The 21,887-nt window shown below is 54.5% G+C and carries 16 protein-coding genes and 1 other RNA gene; 3 read left to right on the top strand and 14 right to left on the bottom strand.

Annotated elements, in window-relative coordinates:
• Positions 1-51 precede the first annotated feature (51 nt).
• The 14 genes from ssrS to ACLGL1_RS02620 all read right to left on the bottom strand — a co-directional run bounded on the left by ssrS (position 52) and on the right by ACLGL1_RS02620 (position 18,420).
• Positions 52-228: non-coding RNA, 6S RNA (gene ssrS, locus ACLGL1_RS02685), on the bottom strand.
• A gap of 55 nt (positions 229-283) precedes the next feature.
• Positions 284-2,065, bottom strand: coding sequence for an aspartate--tRNA ligase (aspS, locus tag ACLGL1_RS02680; protein ID WP_411007254.1), 1,782 nt, complete (start codon positions 2,063-2,065; stop codon positions 284-286).
• The gene (hisS, locus tag ACLGL1_RS02675; RefSeq protein WP_411007253.1) at positions 2,052-3,329 is read right to left on the bottom strand and encodes a histidine--tRNA ligase; all 1,278 of its coding nucleotides are present in this window, start codon (positions 3,327-3,329) and stop codon (positions 2,052-2,054) included. Before hisS ends, aspS begins: the two co-directional genes overlap by 14 nt.
• 122 nt (positions 3,330-3,451) lie before the next feature.
• Positions 3,452-4,075, bottom strand: coding sequence for an MBL fold metallo-hydrolase (locus ACLGL1_RS02670; protein ID WP_411007252.1), 624 nt, complete (start codon positions 4,073-4,075; stop codon positions 3,452-3,454).
• Between the two features lie 12 nt (positions 4,076-4,087).
• On the bottom strand, positions 4,088-4,540 hold the full coding sequence (gene dtd, locus ACLGL1_RS02665) for a D-aminoacyl-tRNA deacylase (RefSeq protein ID WP_411007251.1): 453 nt from the start codon (positions 4,538-4,540) through the stop codon (positions 4,088-4,090).
• 1 nt (position 4,541) lies between these two features.
• Positions 4,542-6,761, bottom strand: coding sequence for a RelA/SpoT family protein (locus ACLGL1_RS02660; RefSeq protein WP_411007250.1), 2,220 nt, complete (start codon positions 6,759-6,761; stop codon positions 4,542-4,544).
• The gene (gene recJ, locus ACLGL1_RS02655; protein ID WP_411007249.1) at positions 6,754-10,308 is read right to left on the bottom strand and encodes a single-stranded-DNA-specific exonuclease RecJ; all 3,555 of its coding nucleotides are present in this window, start codon (positions 10,306-10,308) and stop codon (positions 6,754-6,756) included. Before recJ ends, ACLGL1_RS02660 begins: the two co-directional genes overlap by 8 nt.
• Before the next feature lie 26 nt (positions 10,309-10,334).
• Positions 10,335-10,646, bottom strand: a complete 312-nt coding sequence (locus ACLGL1_RS02650) for a hypothetical protein (RefSeq protein WP_411007248.1) — start codon at positions 10,644-10,646, stop codon at positions 10,335-10,337.
• A gap of 123 nt (positions 10,647-10,769) precedes the next feature.
• Positions 10,770-14,204: a pyruvate carboxylase gene (locus ACLGL1_RS02645; RefSeq protein WP_411007247.1), complete on the bottom strand. Its 3,435-nt coding sequence runs from the start codon at positions 14,202-14,204 to the stop codon at positions 10,770-10,772.
• A 147-nt stretch (positions 14,205-14,351) separates the two neighbouring features.
• Positions 14,352-15,803 carry a sensor histidine kinase gene (locus ACLGL1_RS02640; protein WP_411007246.1) on the bottom strand — a complete coding sequence of 484 codons (1,452 nt, stop codon included), beginning with the start codon at positions 15,801-15,803 and terminating at the stop codon, positions 14,352-14,354.
• On the bottom strand, positions 15,803-16,468 hold the full coding sequence (locus ACLGL1_RS02635) for a response regulator transcription factor (protein ID WP_411007245.1): 666 nt from the start codon (positions 16,466-16,468) through the stop codon (positions 15,803-15,805). The genes ACLGL1_RS02640 and ACLGL1_RS02635 overlap by 1 nt, the downstream gene beginning before the upstream one ends.
• 17 nt (positions 16,469-16,485) lie before the next feature.
• A complete protein-coding gene (gene radC / locus ACLGL1_RS02630; protein WP_411007244.1) occupies positions 16,486-17,190 on the bottom strand; it encodes a RadC family protein in 705 nt (234 codons plus the stop codon).
• Positions 17,183-17,767 carry a Maf family protein gene (locus tag ACLGL1_RS02625; protein WP_411007243.1) on the bottom strand — a complete coding sequence of 195 codons (585 nt, stop codon included), beginning with the start codon at positions 17,765-17,767 and terminating at the stop codon, positions 17,183-17,185. Before ACLGL1_RS02625 ends, radC begins: the two co-directional genes overlap by 8 nt.
• Positions 17,764-18,420: a redox-sensing transcriptional repressor Rex gene (locus ACLGL1_RS02620; RefSeq protein WP_411007242.1), complete on the bottom strand. Its 657-nt coding sequence runs from the start codon at positions 18,418-18,420 to the stop codon at positions 17,764-17,766. Before ACLGL1_RS02620 ends, ACLGL1_RS02625 begins: the two co-directional genes overlap by 4 nt.
• Positions 18,421-18,784: 364 nt before the next feature.
• Here ACLGL1_RS02620 and ACLGL1_RS02615 point away from each other — a divergent pair, with 364 nt between their 5' ends.
• From ACLGL1_RS02615 to tyrS, 3 genes are read left to right on the top strand one after another with little or no spacing between them, the layout of a single operon-like run.
• Positions 18,785-19,969, top strand: coding sequence for an FprA family A-type flavoprotein (locus ACLGL1_RS02615; RefSeq protein WP_411007241.1), 1,185 nt, complete (start codon positions 18,785-18,787; stop codon positions 19,967-19,969).
• Between the two features lie 55 nt (positions 19,970-20,024).
• Positions 20,025-20,579: a methylated-DNA--[protein]-cysteine S-methyltransferase gene (locus ACLGL1_RS02610; RefSeq protein ID WP_411007240.1), complete on the top strand. Its 555-nt coding sequence runs from the start codon at positions 20,025-20,027 to the stop codon at positions 20,577-20,579.
• 28 nt (positions 20,580-20,607) lie between these two features.
• Positions 20,608-21,846, top strand: coding sequence for a tyrosine--tRNA ligase (gene tyrS / locus ACLGL1_RS02605; protein ID WP_411007239.1), 1,239 nt, complete (start codon positions 20,608-20,610; stop codon positions 21,844-21,846).
• Positions 21,847-21,887: the final 41 nt, after the last annotated feature.

Here is a 21,887-nt window from a genome sequence, read left to right as displayed (position 1 = left end):
CCCCTTAACAATAAAAACGATTGGACAGGTATCCAATCGTTTGTAGACAAAAGATTTCCCACATCGCCGTATGCACGCAGTGTTTTGAACCTGCTCAAGCAGGTGGGTGCCTCCCAAACGCCTTCCATGTAGCAATTAAGCTGCATATTCACCGTTCGAGGTCAGGCTCCCTATAAAAAGTGTGTTGGAACAAAACTGACCACGTACATACAAACGTAGCAGGAAATTTAATTTAAATATATTTTAGCATAGACTGAAGGGCCTTTCAAGGCTACTGCTGGTCTTAGACCTCTTCTTTCACGTCCAGTTTGAGGTGCAGGTCCCGTAATTGCTTGCGGTCAACAGCCGAGGGGGCGTCTACCATGAGGTCCACAGCACTTTGGGTTTTCGGGAAGGGGATGACGTCCCGGATGGTCTTCCGGCCGCCGATGAGCATAAGCATCCGGTCTAAGCCGATGGCCAAGCCCCCATGAGGCGGTGCCCCATATTCAAAGGCTTCCAAGAGGGTGCTGAATTGGTCTTCATAGACTTCCGGAGCCAGGCCCAGTAGGTCAAAGACCCGTTCCTGGAGGGCCCGGTCGTGGATACGGATACTTCCCCCACCGAGTTCGACCCCATTTAAGACCACGTCATAGGCCCGGGACCGGATTTTGCCCGGTTCGTCAGCAAAGGCATCCAGGTCTTCAGCAATCGGCGCTGTAAAGGGGTGGTGGACGGCGGTGAACCGGCCTTCTTCTTCATCATACTCGAGGAGGGGGAATTCCCGGACCCAGAGGAAGTTAAAGGCGGCTTCGTCAATCAGGCCCCGCATTTCGCCCAGTTTTAGCCGCAGGTGGCCCAGGCTGTCGGAAACCACCTTAAAGGAGTCAGCGCCGAAGAAGATGATATCACCGACTTCGGCCCCCATCCGGTCGAGGATGGCTTGGACGAGGCTTTCGTCCAAAAACTTGGTGATGGGGGACTTGAGGTTCCCCTCTTCAACGACAATATAGGCCAGACCCTTGGCCCCATAGATGGACACAAATTTACCCAGTTCGTCCAGGGTCCGGCGGCTGAGGTCTGCACAGCCCTTGGCATTGATGGCCTTGACCACCCCACCGGAGGCAACGGCCCCGCTGAAGACCTTGAAGCCGCAGTCTTTGACCAGGTCAGACAGGTCGACCAGTTCGTAGCCAAAGCGGGTGTCCGGCTTATCACTGCCAAACCGGTCCATGGCCTCCTGCCAGGTCATCTGGGGGAAGGGGGTCGGCACATCTTGGTCTAAAGTCGCTTTAAAGACATCCTTAATCAGGGCTTCTGTCGTGGCGATAACGTCCTCTTCATCGACGAAGGACATTTCCAGGTCCAGCTGGGTGAATTCCGGCTGGCGGTCAGCCCGGAGGTCTTCATCCCGGAAACAACGGGCCACCTGGTAGTATTTTTCCACCCCGGAAACCATCAGGAGCTGCTTGTACTGCTGGGGCGACTGGGGCAGGGCGTAAAACTTCCCGGGGTTGACCCGGCTGGGAACCAGAAAGTCCCGGGCCCCTTCAGGGGTGCTCTTCATCAAAATAGGGGTATCAATTTCCCAGAAGCCTTGGTCATCCAGGCTCCGCCGCATGGCGGTCATGGCCACATGGCGCATCCGCAGGTTATCGCGCATTTCCGGCCGACGGAGATCCAGGTAGCGGAATTTGAGCCGCTTGTTTTCGTCAACATCCACATCGTCAGTCAGGTAAAAAGGCGGTGTTTTAGACCGGTTATAAATAACGATTTCACTGGCCACGACATCGATGGTCCCGGTAGACAGGTGGTCGTTTTCCATGCCTTCCGGGCGTTTTTTGACGGTGCCGCGAACGCCGAGGACAAATTCGCTCCGGATTTCTTCAGCCAGGGCAAAGGTTTCTGCCGAGCAGATTTCCGGGTTGGCCGTCACCTGAACAATCCCGCTCCGGTCGCGGAAGTCAATAAAAATAACCCCACCATGGTCCCGGCGTTTTTGTACCCAGCCGGTTAAAATAACTTCTTCTCCAATGTGCCCCTCTGTTAAGGCTGCACATTCATGTGTTTTTTTAAGTGGCAACATGCTTAATCCCCTTTTCCAAGTAAGTGACGAGTTTATCTAAATCGATTTCTGTTTGTTCACCGGTCGCCATCTGCCGGACCGTTGCAAAGCCACCCTGCCGCTCATTTTCGCCAATGAGGACGGTATAGGCCACCTGCAGACGGTCGGCATTTTTCATTTGTGCCTTGAGGCTCTTGCCCATGCTATCCATTTCGACAGCGATGTCCTTAACCCGGAGTGCCTTGGCCAGGGCAAAGGCCATTTTCGAAGCCTCGGCATCCATGGGGGCCAGGTAGACCGCCGGCGTCCGCCGCTGGCCAATGGCTAGGCCCTGGCTTTCCAGGATCAGAAGCAGCCGCTCCATCCCGGCAGCAAAGCCAACCCCGGGAGTATCCTGACCGCCACAATTATAGACCAGCTTATTGTAGCGACCGCCACCGCAGATGGCATTTTGAGCCCCGCTTTTTTGGGTCATGATGACTTCAAAGGCCGTTTGGGTATAGTAGTCCAAGCCCCGCACCAGGGTGGAATCCAACTCATAGGCAATGCCCACTTCATCAAGGTAGCCCCGCACCGCTGCAAAGTGGTCCTTGCAGTGGTCACAGGCATAATCCAGGGTGGTCGGTGCCTGGGCGGCCAGGGCCTTGCAGCCCTCTTCCTTGCAGTCTAAAATCCGCAGCGGATTCCGGTGGAGCCGGTCTTTACAGGTATCACAGAGGTCTTCTTCATGCCCGGTAAAATAATCCACCAGGGCCTTTTCATAGGCCGGCCGACATGCCGGGCAGCCAACTGTATTCAGGGAGACCTTGAGGTCCTGGAGGCCAAGACGGCTGAAGAGGTCCACAGCAAAGGTGATGACCTCGGCATCAACAACCGGGGCATCGCTGCCTAAGACCTCACAGCCGAACTGGTGGAACTGGCGGTAACGGCCGGCCTGGGGCTGGTCATAGCGAAACATGGGCCCGATATAGTAAAGCTTTTGGGGGGCCGGGCCGGCGAAGAGCTTATTTTCAATATAAGCTCGAACCACCCCAGCTGTCCCTTCCGGCCGGAGGGTGATGTGCCTGAGTCCCTTATCTTCAAAAGAGTACATTTCTTTTTCGACAATATCGCTGGTTTCCCCGACACTGCGCAAAAAGAGCTCGGTATGTTCAAAAATCGGGGTGCGTATTTCTTCATAGTGGTACAGGGAGAACAAGTGACGAATGTGGGCTTCCAAGGCTTGCCAGCCCTCCACATCGCCGGGCAGTATATCATTAATGCCGCGAGGCCTGGTGGTCAGCAAAAAGATCCCCTCCAAGTAGGTATTACAATAAAAAACGCCTCGTCCACGGGGCAGAGGCGTTCTTAAACATTTCCGCTAAACTACATTAAATTGTAGTCATTTAAGCTATTTTTGTCAACGGGTCAAGCCTCCCAGCGGAAGTAAGGATTATGCTGCCGCTCAAAGGCCAGGGTGGTCTTAGGCCCGTGGCCGGGATAAAGGACGGTCTCATCAGGCAGGTCAGCCAGCCGCTTCTGGACAGAGGTGACGATTTCTTCAAAGCTGCCACCTTCCAGGTCAGTCCGGCCGACGGTCCCTTTAAAGACAGTATCCCCGGTAAAGGCGATCCCTTCTTTTTCCAGGTAAAGGACGCATCCGCCCCGAGTATGGCCCGGGGTATGGATGACGGTTATTTCCTGGCTGGCCAGGGGAATCTTGTCCCCATCGGCCATTTCCCGGTCAGCGGCCCGGGTGTGGACCTGCATGCCGAAAAAGTCCTGCTGGCTGCCCAGCATGCCGGCATCATCCCGGTAAATGTAAACCGGGATGTCAAAGTGGCCGGCAACGTCATCATTGGCGCCCACATGGTCATAGTGGCCATGGGTATTGATGACCATTTTAGGGCTAAGGCTCAGGCGGTCGATTTCCGCAATAATCCGCTGGCCATCTGCACCCGGGTCAATAATGGCGGCTTCTTTACTGTCTTCCGCATAGACCAGGTAGCAATTGGCCTCAATGGGCCCAACAACTAAGGGTTCAACTTTCATAGGTCCTCTCCTTTATCTCTGAGCTGGGGGTGTTTCAACAAGTAGGGTGACCGGGCCATCATTGGTCAGGCTAACAGCCATATCCGCCTGAAATTGACCGGTTTCAACGGTCAGACCTGTCTCCCGGAGCTGGTCGCAAAAGAGCTCATAGAGGGCATTAGCCGCCTCAGGGGGCGCCGCTTCTGTAAAAGAAGGCCGCCGGCCCCGCCGAGCATCCCCGTAGAGGGTAAATTGAGAGACGGCTAAAATAGCCCCGCCCTGGTCTAGGACTGACCGGTTCATCTTGCCGGCCTCATCTTCAAAAATTCGCAGGTTGGCCACCTTATCGGCCAACCACCGGCACTTGGCCGGATTATCATCATGGGTGACGCCAACAAGGACCAGGAGGCCTTGGGCTATCTGGCCGATGGTTTGGCCTTCTACCTCAACCTTGGCCTGGCTCACCCGCTGAACAAGGGCACGCATATTAAGACTCCTTCCGGGAAAATTGCCGCCGAACTTGAAAGACATCCGGAATGCTGGAAATTTTATCCATAACCACCTGGAGCTCATGGATGTCCCCGACTTCAAGGGTAATATCCATAACAGCCATATAATTGTGGACCCGGGACGTGATGGACAGGATATGAACATCGGCGTCATTGATTAGGGCCATGACCTCTGGGGTGATTTTTGGCCGGTCGAAGGCTTCGACCGAGAGTTCCACCTTGAAGAGAGAGTCCTCGTAGCCCTGCCATTTGACCTCTGTCAGCCGGACCCGCTCTTTTTCAGGCAGTTTTAGGATGTTGGCACAGTCGGCGTGGTGGACGGTGACCCCATGGCCCCGGGTGATGTAACCCACAATCGGGTCACCGGGGACGGGCTTGCAGCAATTGGCAAAGCGGACGCTGACATCAGCGGTTCCGGAAATGGCCACGCCACCGAAACTCTTACCGGATTCCTCAATATGGGTCTTAGGCGTTGAGCTGGAAGCCGTCTTTAATTCGGTCTCCTGGGCCGGGGCTTCTTCACGCTGGGACTTTAATTCCTCTTTAAATTCTTCCCGCAGCCGGTTAATGACCTGGTTGGTGGATAAACCACCAATGCCCAGGGCGCAGAAGACATCGTCAGCGGTGTTATAGCCCATTTTCCCGGATATCCGGTTGATATTTTCTTCCTTGCCGAAAATACCCTCATCCAAGCCCAGGTACTTAAGGGCCTTTTTATAGAGCTCCTCGCCCCGCTCGATATTTTCTTCCCGCTTATTCTTTTTGAGCCATTGGCGGATCTTATTTTTAGCCTGGGGACTTTTGACGATGTTGAGCCAGTTTCGACTGGGCCCCTTGCTGTTCTTAGACCGTAGAATTTCTACACTGTCGCCGTTTTTCAGCTGGTAGTCAAAGGGGACAATCCGGTTGTTGACCTTGGCGCCTACGCACTGGTTACCGATTTCCGTATGGACCCGGTAGGCAAAGTCGATAGGGGTAGACCCTTGGGGGAGCTCATAGACCTCCCCTTGAGGGGAGAAGACGAAGACCGCATCGGAGAAGAGCTGGAGCTTGATGTTTTCCAGCATTTCCTTGCTGTCATCGGCATCGTCCTGGAGCTCTTTTAGGTGCTTAATCCAGTCCAGCTGGTTGACGTCATTGGTCTTTTCGCTGCCCCCGCTCTGCTTGTAAAGCCAGTGGGCGGCAACCCCGTATTCTGCTACCTGGTGCATTTCAAAGGTGCGGATTTGGATTTCAAACCGCTCACCCCGGGGGCCAATGACGGTGGTGTGCAGGGACTGGTACATATTGGGCTTGGGCATGGCGATGTAGTCCTTAAAACGGAGGGGGACCGGTTTCCATAGGGAGTGGACCACCCCTAGAACCACATAGCAGTCCTGGACGGTATTGACCAGGACCCGAATGGCAATGAGGTCATAAATTTCATCCAGGTCCTTGTTTTTCTTTTTCATTTTCCGGTAAATGCTGTAAAAGTGCTTGGGCCGCCCGGCAATTTCAAAGTATAGGTCCCGTTTTTTCAGTTCATCGGAAATGTCATCAATGACTTCATCGATATACTCTTCCCGCTCTTCCCGCTTCATGGAAATCCGATCCACTAAATCGTAGTAGACATCCGGCTCCAGGTAGCGCAGGGAGAGGTCTTCCAGTTCCCACTTCAGGGTGATAATCCCTAGGCGGTCTGCAATGGGGGCATAAATTTCCAGGGTTTCCCGGGCAATCCGGGCCTGCTTTTCAGGGGCCTGGAAGTCCATGGTCCGCATATTATGTAACCGGTCGGCCAGTTTTATGATAATCACCCGGATGTCCTGGGCCATGGCCACAAACATTTTCCGGTAACTTTCCAACTGGCGCTCTTCTCTGGATACACAGGAAAGCTGGTCCAGCTTGGTGACCCCTTCAACCAAGAAGGCCACGTCTTCACCGAAATGGTCGACCAGGCCCCGGGTGGTACAGCCGGTATCTTCCACCACATCATGCAGCAAACCGGCCGCAATAGCGCGGTCATCTAGCCCCAGTTCAGCGAGCAAAATAGCCACGTGAAGTGGGTGCGTAATATAAGGTTCACCGGACTTCCGGTATTGTCCCTGATGAAATTCTTCAGCAAACCAGTAGGCATCTTGTAAGAAAGCAAAGTCTGCATCCGGATTGGTTTTATAAACAGCATCTATTAAGTCCTTAAACCGTACGGTTTCAGTCATCAGGACCACCTCCTTCAAAATAGGCTGGATGCGGTAGAATGGGTGCCTGCACCTGGGCAGTGATAACAGCTGCCTCCCGGTGGAAGGCAAGGTCTAAGTACTGGGTATAATCAGCCCGTTCATGGGCGATTTCCTGATAGGTTGGTGATTGGTCCAGGGCCTTCTTACCGGCATTGGCCACCAGGGTATAGCGGCCATCTGCCTCCCGCCGGTTGAGAAAGCCCAGTTCTGTAAAAATCCGTTTGGCTAGGCGGAGGGTCTCATAAGGGATTTTCTCGCCGCCCAGGCCTGCTAAAAGGTCCTTTCGGAGGGGGTCCGGTCCCTCCTTTAACCGCCGGCGGATGAGCTGGTAGAGCCTGCCCAGGACCTGCCGGTCCGGGCAGGCCCTGGATAGGATCAGTTCATTTAAGGCCTGGTCCCGCTCGCCATAAAGCAGGTGGATATAGGCCGGGACTCCATCCCTGCCGGCCCGACCGGCCAGCTGGTTAAAGGCCTCCTCTGAAAAACAAAGGTGGTAGACCACTACATGGCGGACATCCGGTAAGTGGATGCCTTCACCAAAGGCGGTGGTCGCAATCAAAAGGCGGATTTGACCCCTTTGAAAGGCCTCCTGGAGCCAGGCCCGGGCCTTTTTATTGAGCCCCCCATGGTAGTAGCCGACGGTCTGCCGCAGCTGGTAGGGCAGGTAAAAACGGAGCTTTTTAGCAATATCCAGGGCCTGCTTCCGGCTATTGACATAACAGATGGTCTTTTCCCCGGACAGGGCCAGGCGGAAGAGGTATTGGTTTTTCTTTTCCAGGCCCCGCTTATCGATGATCTGCAAATTTTCTCGTTTGCCGGCATCGGCTATAAAGGCAATACCGGGCCGGGCCGCTTGGCAGGCCTCTGCCGCATGGTCGGACATGGTGGCCGTTAAGGCCAGGCATTGGCCGCCCAGCTGGGGCAGGGTCTCCCTGAGCTGGCGGTAGCCGGCCCGGCGGTCGGCCAGGTGGTGGGCTTCATCCAGGACCCAGAAGCCGATTGCTTTTCGGCCTTGTCGGAAGGCGGCTTCATTACCAAAGAAAAATTCCGGCGTTGCCAGGACAATATCCGCCCGACCATCGGCCAGGGCCCCAAAAAGGTCGACCCGCCGGCGGCCGGAAAGGTCGCCATAGGCCTCATAAACCGCCAGGCCTAAGGCCGCCATGGCCGGCTGGAGGTAACGAAACTGGTCCTTGAGCAGGGCCTTTAAGGGGAAGAAGACCACCGTCATTTGCCCGTCAGTCAGGGCCTTGGCGGCGGCCTGGGCCTGGTAAACCAGGGATTTGCCGCGGCCCGTCCCCATGATGAGGGCCACATCTTTGCCTGCGGCCAGGGCCTCAAGAGCCTCTGCCTGCTTGACGTGGAGCTGGCCACCCTTGAGGAGGCGGTCAGCGATGTCCGCTGGGGCCAGGCCCTGGGGCCGGTCAGCTTGGCGGGCCGGCTGCCGGTCTTCCAACTGTTTGACCTGACTGATCTTAAGGTTAGCGCCATGGAGGGTATCCCCTGACCCGGTAATGGTCGTCAGGACGGCCTCATACCGCCGACCAGCTTGGATCAAGGGGGCTAGGGTAGCGGCCAAATCCCGGTTTAGGTAACCAATCTTCCCCCACTCGGTGACCACAGCCAGGGCATTGGGGTCATGGGGGTTATCCGGTTCGGCCACTAGGTCCACCGGGGTGGGCGCCTGAATCTTAGTTAAAAGGCTCTGCCGCCGCTCAAAGCTGACCCCGGCCACCTTGGTGTAAAAGGTATCCGCTTCGCCGATATCGGCATAGGGCCTTTCTTGGAGCTGGTCCTTGCCCTGGAGGTAAAGCTGGTCATCGAGGGGGCCATCGGCCATATAGGCCGGGCGGATATCCTTGACCATCATTTCCAATCGGTCCTGTCCGCGGAAGTTAGACTTATTTACGGCAAAGAGGATGTCTTGAGGCCCCCTGGTCGTTTGCTGGAGGTCCTTGCCCCGTCTAAAGGCAATACCCCGGATGTCCCCTTGGGGGGCCAGGACAGAAATCTGCAGGTGGGCATCGTCCTTGCCGCAGGCCCGGGCCTTGAGGGAGGAAGCAGCCATAAAGGCGAAGGTCGGCATGGGGTTGCCACAGCCGGTCGGTTCCAGCCGGTCCAGGTCTGCCCAGAGGTCCTCATCAATGTCAGCCGGCTTGAGCAGCCCATCTACTTTCAGGGGGTCCTTGCCATACCACTGGTCAGCGCTCTCCTCACATTCTCTGATGAAGGCGGCCTGGAAGGCCGGTAATTTTTCCCGTAAAAGGCTCAAACCAGCTGCCTTGGCATGGCCGCCAAACTGGACCAACGCATCGGCCGTGGCCTTCAAGTGGTCATAGAGGTTAAAGCCTTCCGGGGCCCGACCGGACCCGGTCAGGACGCCGGGGTCACTGACCTTGGCGGTTAGGACCAGGGCCGGTACTGCATACCGCTCCATAAGCCGGGAGGCGACAATCCCTATAATCCCAGGATGCCAGCCGTCTCCGACAACCACAACCGCCTTGGGCCGGGTCTCGGTCACTTGGGCCACAGCCTCCTGGAAGGCCTCCTCTTCCATGCTTTTCCGGTCGATATTCAGTTGGTTTAAGGCCGCTGCCGCTTGCTGGGCGCTGACCTGGTCTTTCGCCGTCAGTAAGTCCAGGGCCAGGCTGGTTTGATCCAAGCGGCCGGCAGCGTTGAGCCGAGGGGCCAGTTGAAAGGCAATATGCTCTGCCCGCAACTTGCCCGGGGCCAGGTTGGCCTCGGTCATGAGGGCCGCAATCCCCGGTTGGGGGTTTTTATTCAAAACGGCCAAACCGGCCTTCACAATCCGGCGGTTGTCCCCTACCAGGGGGACAATGTCCGCCACCGTTGCCAGGGCGGCCAGGGCCAGATAAGGGGCCAGCTCTGCCGCCGACCGGCCCAGGGCCCGGTAGACGCCTCGGACCAGCATAAAGGCCACCCCAGCCCCACACAAGTGTCCAAAGGGGGTCGTTTCCGGATGAAGCTTGGGATTCACCACCGGACAGTCCGGCAGGTCTGCCGGCGGGACGTGGTGGTCTGTCACAACGACGTCCAGCCCCTCTTGGATAAAGGGGTTCAGGATTTCTGCAGCGGCAATCCCCGTATCCACTGTAATCAGCAGGGGGTTATCGGCCTTGAGGTCACTTAAGGCCGCGGTGTGAATGCCATAGCCCTCTTCCAGGCGGGAGGGAATATAAACGGATACCCGGGCACCAAGGGCCCTGAGGGCATCCGACAGGAGGGTGGCAGCGCTCATCCCGTCGACATCGTAATCCCCGTAAACCACGATTGGCCGGCTATCTTCCATGGCCTGGATGATCCGCTCTACTGCGACATCCAGGTTATACAAGGCTGAAGGGTCAGAGATCCCGGCATAGTCCGCCTCTAAGAAGTCCTGGGCCTGGTCCGCCGGAATATCCCTATTGAGAAGCAGGCGGGCTAAGGTTGGAGAAACGCCAGCCTTTTGGGCATAGGTCGCCGCCGCTTGATCCGATTTGCCTACGAGTTGCCACACCTTTCGCATCCGCCTACCTCCTTTCCTCTATATGACTAGGCCAGAATGAGGCCGTAAAAGGCCATGAGCCCCCCGGCTAGCCAAAGCAGGCCCACAAAAAATACCGCATAAAAAATAAGGCCGCGCCGTTCATCCATTTGGTCAAAGAGACCCTGGAGTTTGGCTTGAGGCTGGCCTGTTGAAGCATAAACATAAAGGCCCCAGCTGTTACGGACCGCTACAAATAAGACCAGTAGGCCGGCTAAGCCCAGGAGCGTGGCCTGGTCAACCAGCTTTAAGACCGCAGCCAGGAGCCACAAGACCATGCCAAGATAAAACACATATTTCCCATAGTCGTGCTTAGGCATTTGCAGACCTCCTTTGCCTAATATTACCCATATTGTATCTATTTTACCACAGGCAACATCACTTGATAAGTCATCTATAATAAAAAAAGACGCCGGATTGCCATCCGACGTCTTTAAAATCACTTAGCCTTCCAGCTCGGCAATGAGTTCGCCCGCTTCAACTTGGTTGCCTTCCTGAACAAAGATCCGATGGATGACCCCGTCACGCGGTGCCAAGACATTCGTTTCCATTTTCATGGCTTCCAAGACCATCAGCGGCTGGTTTTCCTTGATTTCGTCCCCTTCCTTGACATTGATTTTAATGACGGTCCCGGGGATATTTGCACCGACATGGGCAGGGTTATCCTGGTCGGCAATCGGTTTGCGGACAATTTCCAGGCTCTTGGTGGCGAATTCATTGAGGACGTTGACCACCCGGCGGGCCCCATTGACCTCAAAGGTTACATGGGAGTTCCCTTCTTCATCAGGGTCTTTCACTTCAATGAGCTTGACAGCCAGGACCTTCCCTTCTTCAAGGGCCACGTCCCCGCTTTCGCCTTCGGCTAAGCCATGGAAGAAAATGTCACTGGATACATGAGACAGGTCCCCATCCTTTTCCAGGCTCTTCCAGTAGTCTTCGTAAACTTTAGGATAAAGGGCATAGCTGACGGCTTCACGCATGTCTGCTTCAATGCCCAGCTCTTCCTTGATATGGGCCATATCTGCTTCAAAGTCTTCCGGCTCTAAGAGCTCACCGGGCCGGCAGGTAATCGGTTCCCGGTCTTTTAAGACAATCTTTTGCAGTTTCGGTGGGAAGCCCCCTTCCGGCTGCCCCATCATCCCTTCAAAGTAAGAAACAATGGAATCCGGGAAGTCCAGGTTTTTCCCTTTTTCATAGATGTTTTCCGCATCCAGGCCATTTTGGACCATGAAGATGGCCATGTCGCCAACGGCTTTGGATGAAGGCGTTACCTTGACGATATCGCCCAGCATCTGGTTGACTTCCGCGTACATGTCCTTTACTTCTTCCAACTGGTGGCCGAGGCCGAAGCTTTCGACCTGGGCTTTTAAGTTGGAGTATTGGCCGCCGGGGATTTCATACTTGTAAATTTCAGCGGACCCGGCCTTTAAACCGGATTCAAACTGGGCATATACCGGGCGGACATCCTGCCAGTAGTCGGAGATTTTTTGCATGTCATCCGTATCTAAGCCGGTGTCCCGTTCGGTATTGATTAAGGCTGCAGCCAGGGAGTTGAGGGCCGGTTGGCTGGTAAGGCCCGCCATGGCGTTAAAGGCGCAGTCGACAATATCCACCCCGGCCTGGGCGGCCATCAGGAGGCTCGCTACCCCGTTACCGGTGGTATCGTGGGTATGGAGGTGAACAGGAATTTTAACGTTTTCTTTTAAGGCGGTGACCAGTTCAAAGGCCGCTTGCGGCTTCAAGAGGGCACTCATGTCTTTAATGCCGATCATGTGGCAGCCCAGGCCTTCTAATTCCTTAGCCTTGGTGACAAAGTAGTCCAGGTCATACTTGGTCCGGGACTTATCCATGATATCGCCGGTGTAGCAGAGGCAACCTTCAACCAGGCGGTCGGTTTTCAGGGCTTCGTCAATGGAAACCTTCATGCTTTCGACCCAGTTTAAGGAGTCAAAAATCCGGAATACATCGATGCCGCCCTTGGCGCATTCCTGGACAAACTGGCGGATAACATTATCCGGGTAGCTCTTGTAGCCAACGGCATTGGCCCCGCGGAAAAGCATCTGGAATAAGATATTCGGAATGGCTTCCCGGAGCTTGGTCAACCGGTCCCAGGGATCTTCTTTTAAGAAGCGGTAGGCGGTGTCAAAGGTGGCCCCGCCCCACATTTCCAGGCTGAAGAGGTCCTTACCCAGGACAGACAGGGCCGGGGCAATGTTCAGCATATCCGTCGTCCGCATCCGGGTGGCCACCAGGCTCTGGTGGGCATCCCGCAGGGTGGTATCGGTAATGAGGAGCTTCTTCTGGTCTAAGACCCACTTGCACAAACCTTCTGGCCCTTTTTCATCTAAGAGCTGCTTGGTCCCGTACAGGGGTTTTTCCGGTTTTTCAAACTTAGGGACGACCGGCACATCAAAGGCAGGCTTGCTCCCCTTGGTTTCATTAACAACCTTATTGGCCAGGTAGGTCAGGATTTTTAATTCCTTGTCATTACTCTTTCTGATGTCAAAGAGTTCCGGCGTCCGGGCAATAAAGCCGGTATCACACTGGCCCTTTCTAAATTCTTCTGTATTTAAGACGTTGATCAAAAAGGCGATATTGGTTTTAACGCCCTTAATCTTCATTTCCCGCAAACACCGGATGGCCTTGTCGATGGTACTGCCAAAGGTATTGCTGTAGGCAATCACCTTAACCAGGAGGCTATCGTAGAAGGGGCTGATATAGGCCCCTGCATAGGCGTTCCCGCTGTCCAGGCGAATCCCGTTACCAGAGCTGGACCGGTAGACGCTGATGGTCCCGGTGTCCGGTGCAAAGTGGTTGATGGGGTCTTCGGTGGTCACCCGGCACTGGATGGCGTGGCCCCGAACCTGGATACTTTCCTGGTTGGGAATGCCGACTTCTTCAGAATCCAACCGGTAGCCGTCTGCCACCCGGATTTGGGCTTGGACGATATCGATCCCGGTAATTATTTCAGTAACGCAGTGTTCAACCTGGATCCGGGGGTTCATTTCAATGAAATAGTGCTGACCGGTATGGTCGACTAAGAACTCCACAGTCCCGGCATTACGGTAGTTGACCGCGCCGGCAATCTTCAGGGCATCTTGGCAGATGGCTTCCCGCTGGGCATCGGTCAGAACCAGGGACGGGGCAAATTCGATGACCTTCTGGTGGCGCCGCTGGATGGAGCAGTCCCGCTCATAGAGGTGGACCAGGTTGCCATAGTTGTCCCCCAGGACCTGGACTTCAATGTGCTTGGGTTCAGCGATAAATTTTTCCACGAAGACATCGCCAATACCGAAGGCCTTTTTGGCTTCGTTACAGGCGCTCAGGTACTCATTTTCCAGGTCAGCTTCTTTATAGACCACCCGCATCCCGCGACCGCCACCACCGGCTGCAGCCTTTAAGATAATCGGATAGCCGCAAACCTCGGCATACTCCCGGGCTTCTTCCAGGTTAAGGGCCGGTTTTTCAACGCCGGGAATGGTGGGCACATTCACCGATTTGGCAACAATTTTAGATTGAATCTTATCCCCGAGGGCATTGAGCATCTCATGGGTCGGCCCGATAAAGATAATCCCGGACCGTTCGCAGTATTCGGCGAACTCGGCATTTTCAGCTAAAAAGCCGTAACCCGGATGGATGGCATCAACCCCCTTGGCCTTGGCCAGGGCGATGATTTCTGCAATATCCAGATAAGCATCTACCGGCAGCTTGCCCTTACCAATTTGATAAGACTCATCTGCCAGGGTACGATAAAGCGAATTTTTATCTTCTTCAGAGTAAATGGCAATCGAACGAATGCCAAGCTCCTTACAAGCTCGGAAAACGCGAATCGCTATTTCGCCGCGGTTGGCGACTAATACGGATTTAATATTTTTCATTCGCACTCCCTCCTCCAATTTATAAGCTTATAAAAAACTTTATAGACTGGTTTAATAATAGCACTCTTTTGACAATTTTGCAGTACATTTTCTTTATTTACCCTCTTATTACCATTATTTATCTCTTTATGGGGCACAAGTGTCTTTTTAACCAGCTGGTTGCGAGCCTTCATCAGCGTCCCGGTCCCTGGATGCCTGAACTTGCGGCAGGGTCACGCAGGCCTCGGTGCCCTGGCCGGGAATACTGGAAAAGTCAATGTGCCCTTGGTGCTTATCTACAATTTGCTTCACAATAGCCAGGCCCAGGCCCAGGCCGGCAAAGGGGTCATCCCCCCGGTTCCGGGACTTTTCCACCTGGTAGAAGGGTTCTGTAATCTTGCTGACCTGGTCAGGGGTCATCCCCTTACCGGTATCAGCCACAACAATATGAACCCAGCCGGCCTCTTCCCTGGCATAAAGGCTGATCCGGCCACCGGCAGGGGTTGCCTTCAGGGCATTGTCCAAAAGATTGGTCAGAAGGCTCCGCATCAGGTCCGGTGCCATATCCAAGGACAGGGATTCTTCGCAGACAAAGACCGCGACCCCCTTTTCCTTGGCCCGCAAGTTAATGAGCCCGCAGACATCCTTGGCCACCGGCAGCCAGTCAGCCCGTTCAAAGTCAACGGGCTCGTGCCGGGTATAGGTCAGGTCGACCAGGGTTTTGTTTAAGTTGAGCATCCGCTGGCCTTCGCTATAAATATAGCCGAGGCCCTTGGCCAGGGTCGCTTCATCATAGGGCATCCGCTGGAGGAGGTCTGCATAGCCGATAATAGAGGTCAGAGGCGTCCGGAGCTCATGGGTGAGGTTGTCCATCATCCGGGTTTGAGCCTCATTCCGCTCTTCCAGCTCGGCGATGTTGTCCTCGACGGCTGCCGCCATCATGTTAAAGCTCTGGGCCAGTTCACCGAATTCATCCTGGGTCGTCACCGGGACCCGCTCCCTGTAGTCCCCCAGGGCAATCCGCCGGGAGGCCCGGCTTAAGTTCCGGATGGGCCGGGTCAGGTAGCTGGTCACCAGCCAAATAAGGATAGCGACCACCAGACAGCCCACCACCAGGGCCTGGGCAGTAACCAGGTAAGTGGCTCGGCGCTGGGCATCTAGGTCGGAGATGTCCTTAACAATGGCCACCAGTAAACTGTCATCGCCCCGGTCTAATTTTTGCGTAAAAAAAGCCAGGTAGCGGCCTTGGTCATCATGGCGGGATACGAAAGTCTGCCGCCCGCTATTGGTCAGGGCGGCAGACAATTCGGGCCGGTGCACTTTTTGAAGCCCATCCGTATTCCCGGCCAAGCGGTTGAGGTCCTTGTCGTACACCTCAATGGCCAGACCGTCCTTGCTGAAAATATCCACAACACTGGCAGCGACATCCACCACCGGCTTTTGCTCAGACAGGTAGAGGTTGATATTATTCAGGATATTCCCGGCCTCATAGATATAACCTTCAATGACCCCTTGACGGGTTTCTTCATAGGCCATGGTCCCAATGGTCGCTGCAATGAGGATGGTCAGGGCAATAAAGATACCCTCGCATATAAGCACCAGTTTGACTGAAAAGCGCATTATTCCTCCAGTCTGTAGCCGACTTTATAGACCGTCTTGATGGTATCCAGGTCCAGCTTGGTCCGGAGCCGCTGGACGTGCATGTCCACCGTCCGGGTATTGCCCTCATAGTCATAGCCCCAAATTTGGCTCAGGAGCTGCTCTCGGGTTAAGACATTCCCCTTGTGTTCAATGAGGTAGGCCAGGAGTTCAAATTCCTTCAGGGTCAGGGGCACTTCTTCCCCCTTCTTGGATACCCGGTGCTGCTCAGGATCCAGAACAATATCCCGGTAACTGACAGACTTGGCCACCAGCTGGTCATCCTCGGTCCCGGTCCGCCGGAGGACGGCCTTGACCCGGGCCAGGAGCTCCATACTGTCAAAGGGCTTGGTGATATAGTCATCGGCCCCCATTTCAAGGCCCTTGACCTTATCCTGGACCGAATCCTTGGCCGTGAGGCAAATCACCGCCACCTGGTCTTTTTTCAGTTCTTCCAAGAGGGTGTAGCCGTCCATTTTCGGCATCATAATATCTAACAAGACGAGGTCCGGCCGGTTATTGCGGATCAGGTTCAGGGCCTCCAACCCGTCTTTTGCTTCTTGGACCTCATAGCCGGCCAATTCCAGGTTCAGGCGAATGAGTTCACGAATAGCGGTTTCGTCTTCAACAACAGTAATCCGCGCCATGGTCCCCCTCCTCACTTTTATTGAATAATCCGTCCGTGCTCTCTATAAGAATAATAGGCCAAGCCTTCGTGGCCCACAATAATATGGTCTAATAAATCGATCCCCAGTAAGTCCGCTGCAGCCTGCAGACGTTCCGTTAACCGGTCATCGGCCCGGCTGGGTGTCAGGTCATTACTGGGGTGGTTGTGGCCGCAGATGATGCAGCAGGCATTGTGATGGACCGCATAGTGAAAAACATCACGAGGATGGACCGGGGCCTCATTTAGGGTCCCGACCGAGACCACCTTCTTCTCTAAGACCCGGTGCTTGCTGTCCAGGTAGAGGACCATAAAGCACTCTTGCCCCCGCCTGGAGGCCAGGTCATTAAAGTAGCGGCCGGCATCTGCACTGCCGCCGATTTTTTCCACCAGGCCCCCGGCCTGCAAAAGGCTCAGCCGCCGGGCCAGTTCACCCAGGCTCAATACCGTACAGGCCCGGCTAGGGCCAATCCCGTCCAGCTGGGTGATCTGCTCATAGCTGAGCTGGGTAAGCTGGGCCAGGCCGCCGGCATGCTGCAGAATCAGCTGAGCCAAATCGATGACATTATACTTGCTTGTCCCACTGCCCAGGAGGATGGCCAGGAGCTCTGCATCCGACAGGGCCCGGGCCCCATACTGCTGCAGCCGCTCCCGGGGTCGCAGCTCCGGCGGTAAAGACTTGACGCCTAAACGTTCATCACTCATAACCGAACGGCTCCTCTCCAATGTCAGCCAGCCACTGGCAGAGCACTTCCAGGGGCATGCCGACGACATTCGTATAAGACCCCTGGATCCCTTCTGTTAGGGCAACCCCCCGCCCCTGGATGGCATAGCTGCCGGCCCGGTTTCTGCTTTCATGGGTCGCCAAATAGGCCTCAATAAGGCCTTCCGTTAAATTTTTCATCTGGACCTGGGTGGTAACGGTCGCTTGGAAAGACCGGCCATCCGGCACAAGGAGGGCCAGGCCACTCTTGACTTGGTGGACCCTGCCGGAAAGGGCCTCCAGCATCTGCCGGGCAGCCGCCAAATCAGCCGGCTTGCCCAGGGGCTCTCCGTCGGCCACCACCATGGTATCACAACCAATGAGGAGGGCATCCGGATAGTCTGCCCGGACCGTCTGGGCCTTGCGAAAGGCCAGGTCTGCCAGGGCCTCATCCAGGCCCCAGCCAGGTTTGAGGGTCTCTACTTCCAGTTTAGGCGCTGCCACCGTAAAAGGCAAGCCCAATTGCGCAAGGAGGGCCTGCCTTTGGGCTGACGTGGACACCAGAACCAGGGCGCTCATTCGACTAAAGCGCCACCGGCCAGAAAGTCACGATTGGTAATAATAAAACTTAAGACTTCCAGGTTCACGGTCAGGTCAATATTGCGCACCGACACCCGGTCAGGCATGCTGAGGGTTGTCGGCGAAAAGTTCAGGATGCCGGCTATCCCTGTGTCCGCCAATTCGTCGGCAACATCTTGGGCAGCCGGTCCCGGGACCGTAATAATGGCAATTTGAATATCATGCTCAGCAATGTAGGCCGCCATCTCACCAATGGGTAAAATAGGCAGGCCGGACAGGGTCATCCCAACCTTGCGGATATCATTATCAAAGGCCGCTATGATTTCAAATCCCCGGTTGCGAAAACCTGAATAATGGGCTAGGGCCGAGCCTAAGTTGCCAGCCCCTATAAGCACCATCCGCCAAGGCTTGTCTACCCCTAGAATCTCTTTGATGGCCTCATTTAAACTGGGCACATTGTAGCCGACGCCCCGGGTCCCAAAGTCACCAAAATAGGCCAGGTCCTTTCTGACCTGGGCCGGTGTACCTCCTGTTCCTTCAGCTATTTCGCCTGAAGAAATGCTACTAATACCTGAAGCCTCCACTACAGATAGAAAGCGTGAGTACACCGATAAGCGGGTAATCGTTGCTTCCGGTATTTTTTGCGTTTTCAACTTTACACCTTCTTTCACCATACATCTTCCTCTTATACCAATAATACCCAATAAAAATAGATTGTGCAATATTTCTCGACCCCTTTGTCCCCTTTTACTTTTACCCAGCTTAGACTTTTGTCCAGCCTAGACCTGATCCATCGAGGCTAAAGCAGCCCCTATCTACACGTCCAGAGCATAGAGGAATTTTATCCTATATAATAGGCTATCTTCCTTGTAAAGGCGACTTTTTACCGTTATAATTTAGGCGGTAGGCGGTTACCCTTGTTTAAAAAGGAAGCTCTTGGGTATATACGCTTAGGCAAAAGATCATAGAACCAGCTAACTACCCATTCAAGATTTCACGAAGAAAGGTAAGATATTGATGAAAATAAAAGAGCATCTCTACTCCGTTGGGGTACAAAACCCGACCCTGCGCGTTTTTGACATTATTATGGCCACCAAGTACGGGACGACCTATGGGTCCTATTTGGTGATGGGTGACGACAAAAAGGCCCTCATTGAAGGGTCCCACAGTGGCTTTGAAGAAGTCTGGTTCAACAAAATCGAAGAAGTCACCCCGCTGGATTCTATTGATTACCTAGTCATTAACCATACAGAGCCGGACCACTCCTTTGCTGTAGCTGCCTTTTTAGAAAAAAATCCGAACGTAACCGTCATCGGCAGTGTAGCTGCCATCAACAACCTGAAGGCCATCACCAACAAGGACTTCCAGGCCCAGGTGGTTAAGGGTGAGGATAGCCTGGACTTAGGTGGCCGGTCTCTGGTTTTCAAAACCAGCCCCAACGTTCACTGGCCGGATACCATGATCACCTACTGCCCGGAACTCAAGGCTCTCTTCCCCTGCGACTTTTTAGGGGCCCACTTCTGTGAACCGACGGAACGGCTGGAAACCTGCCGGAAAAAAGAACTCTATGACATTGAGTTCGCCAACTACTACTGGAGCATTATGGGGCCCTTCCCGGCTGCTGTCCGCAATGCCCTGGCCTATGTAGATACGCTGGATATCGATGTGGTTTGCCCCTCCCACGGGCCCACTTTCGGCGAACCCTATTTAAGCGAAGCCAAGGACAAGTACCGCGAATGGAGTGCTGAGCCCAAGGCAGACCGCAAAAAATCCGTAGCTATTTTCTATGTGTCCGCCTATGGCTTTACCCGCCAAATGAGCAAGTATCTTGCTGATCAACTTGTTGAAAAAGGCCTAGACGTCTTCATTGCGGATATCATCAAAAATGATGAAGCCGACCTCCTTCCCCACTTATCGGCCGATGCCCTCGTCTTCGGGTCTCCGACCATTAATCGGGCTGCCTTAAAGCCGGTATGGGACCTGATTTCTTCCATTGATGCCGTCAACGCCAAGGGCAAACCCTTTGCCACCCTTGGGGACTATGGCTGGACCGGGGAAGCCTGCGACCAATTAAATGACCGCTTAACCGGGATAAAAATGAAGCAGGCCGGCGAAAGCGTCAAGCACCGCTTCACCCCGACAGAGGATACCTACAAAGAATTAGACCGCCTGGCAGATGACCTTGCCGCTGCCCTAGCCTAATATAAAAAAGCGCCTCATGCTCTCAGCAGGAGGCGCTTTTATCTACAAAGAAAGGATGGCTGAAAATATGCTTGACCAGGTCTATTTTTTCAAGGTACAGACCCCCCTGGGGGACCTCCCTGCCCTCGCCTCCGACCACTTTATTTACTATCTAGGCTACAGAGAAGAAGATGCTCGGATCTTTGCAGCCGCTCATCGGCTGGGCCTAGTCTATGCAGCAAGTCCATTAACAGCCCCTTTAAATCGGGAGTTAGAAGAATATTTTGCCGGTCAGCGAACCCGCTTTTCTCTCCCGATTAAGCCCCTGGGTACCCCCTTCCAACGCCAGGTCTGGCAGGCCCTAAGGGACATTCCTTATGGGCATACGGCCAGTTACCAGGCCATTGCCCAGGCCATCGGTCGACCCCAGGCCAGCCGGGCTGTTGGTGGGGCCAACCACCGCAACCCCCTGTCTATTATCATCCCCTGTCACCGGGTCATCCGGGCAGATGGAAGTCTGGGCGGCTACGGCGGCGGCCTGGCAGCAAAAAAATATTTGCTGAACTTGGAGCAGGCCGGGCTGGAGGGGTCTCTTGCAAAGCCCCCTGAAAAGGGGTATGATAAATCCTAATCACCATCGAACGACATAGGAGGAAAATATGGACAAAAGAAATGCGTATGATGTATTGCAGGAGCGCGGTTACATTGCGCAAGCTACCCATCCCGCCGAGTTGCGCGAGCTATTTGCTAAAGAGCAGGTCACCTATTATTGTGGCTTTGACCCGACGGCAGCCAGCCTTCATGTCGGCCACTTTATTATGTTTATGGTTATGCGCCACTTGCAGCTCTTAGGCCACCGGCCCATTGTCCTCCTTGGAGGCGGCACAGGCATGGTTGGGGACCCTTCAGGCCGGAGTGATATGCGCCGGGTCATGACCATTGAGGAAATTGACCAAAACTGTGCCAACTTCAAAAAACAGGCGGAAAAATTCATTGACTTTGACGATGACAAGGGCCTCTGTCTCAACAACGCCCACTGGCTCCGTGAGTTGAACTATATCGAATTCTTACGGGATGTCGGTTACCACTTCTCTATTAACCGGATGCTCTCTGCCGAGTGCTACAAGACCCGCCTGGAAGAAGGGCTCACCTTCACTGAATTAAACTACATGGTCATGCAAAGTTATGACTTTTTATACCAATTCCGTAAGTATGGTTGCCGGCTCCAGCTTGGCGGCAATGACCAATGGTCCAATATCATCGGCGGGGTTGAATTGGTCCGCCGGTCTGAAGGGGAAAGCGTCTACGGCCTCACCATGAATCTCTTGACCAAGAGCGACGGCACTAAGATGGGTAAAACCGCTGGCGGCGCTGTATGGCTGGACCGGGATAAGATGTCCCCCTATGACTTCTATCAATATTGGCGAAATGTCGATGATGCCGATGTTAACAAGTGCTTCCGGCTCCTGACCTTCTTACCTATTGAAGAAATTGATGCTATGACGGCGGTTGAAGGGGCAGAGATGAACGCTGCCAAGGACCGTCTGGCCTATGAAATCACCAAACTGGTCCACAGTGAAGCCGATGCCCAAGAGGCCCAGGCCGCTGCCAAGGCCCTCTTTGCAGGTGGTGCCCAGGCCGGTGCCCTGCCGGAAACAAAAATAGCCCGGTCAGCCTTTACAGAAGGCTACGGGCTCTTACAGTTATTAAAGGATACTGACCTCGTTGACTCTGTCAGCCAGGGCCGACGCCTGGTCGACCAGGGGGGCATCAGCCTCCAAGAGGAAAAAATCACCGACAGCAAGTACCTGGTGACAGAAGATGATTTTGATGCTGATGGCCGGCTGAAAATCCGTAAAGGGAAAAAGACCTACCACCTGATTCAGTTGGAAGACTAAATAGCCCCGGCGCTCCGGTTTTTTATATGCCGGAGGGCCGG

Source organism: Peptococcus simiae, from assembly GCF_046569735.1.
GTDB classification, from domain to species: Bacteria; Bacillota; Peptococcia; order Peptococcales; family Peptococcaceae; genus Peptococcus; species Peptococcus simiae_A.
This window is presented reverse-complemented; position numbering and strand designations above follow the sequence as displayed.

Coding starts and splice junctions, on each gene's coding strand:
- aspS (WP_411007254.1), bottom strand. CDS start 2,065: ATGTTGCCACTTAAAAAAACACATGAATGTGCAGCCTTAACAGAGGGG.
- ACLGL1_RS02670 (WP_411007252.1), bottom strand. CDS start 4,075: ATGAAAGTTGAACCCTTAGTTGTTGGGCCCATTGAGGCCAATTGCTAC.
- dtd (WP_411007251.1), bottom strand. CDS start 4,540: ATGCGTGCCCTTGTTCAGCGGGTGAGCCAGGCCAAGGTTGAGGTAGAA.
- ACLGL1_RS02660 (WP_411007250.1), bottom strand. CDS start 6,761: ATGACTGAAACCGTACGGTTTAAGGACTTAATAGATGCTGTTTATAAA.
- recJ (WP_411007249.1), bottom strand. CDS start 10,308: ATGCGAAAGGTGTGGCAACTCGTAGGCAAATCGGATCAAGCGGCGGCG.
- ACLGL1_RS02650 (WP_411007248.1), bottom strand. CDS start 10,646: ATGCCTAAGCACGACTATGGGAAATATGTGTTTTATCTTGGCATGGTC.
- ACLGL1_RS02645 (WP_411007247.1), bottom strand. CDS start 14,204: ATGAAAAATATTAAATCCGTATTAGTCGCCAACCGCGGCGAAATAGCG.
- ACLGL1_RS02640 (WP_411007246.1), bottom strand. CDS start 15,803: ATGCGCTTTTCAGTCAAACTGGTGCTTATATGCGAGGGTATCTTTATT.
- ACLGL1_RS02635 (WP_411007245.1), bottom strand. CDS start 16,468: ATGGCGCGGATTACTGTTGTTGAAGACGAAACCGCTATTCGTGAACTC.
- radC (WP_411007244.1), bottom strand. CDS start 17,190: ATGAGTGATGAACGTTTAGGCGTCAAGTCTTTACCGCCGGAGCTGCGA.
- ACLGL1_RS02625 (WP_411007243.1), bottom strand. CDS start 17,767: ATGAGCGCCCTGGTTCTGGTGTCCACGTCAGCCCAAAGGCAGGCCCTC.
- ACLGL1_RS02615 (WP_411007241.1), top strand. CDS start 18,785: ATGAAAATAAAAGAGCATCTCTACTCCGTTGGGGTACAAAACCCGACC.
- ACLGL1_RS02610 (WP_411007240.1), top strand. CDS start 20,025: ATGGCTGAAAATATGCTTGACCAGGTCTATTTTTTCAAGGTACAGACC.
- tyrS (WP_411007239.1), top strand. CDS start 20,608: ATGGACAAAAGAAATGCGTATGATGTATTGCAGGAGCGCGGTTACATT.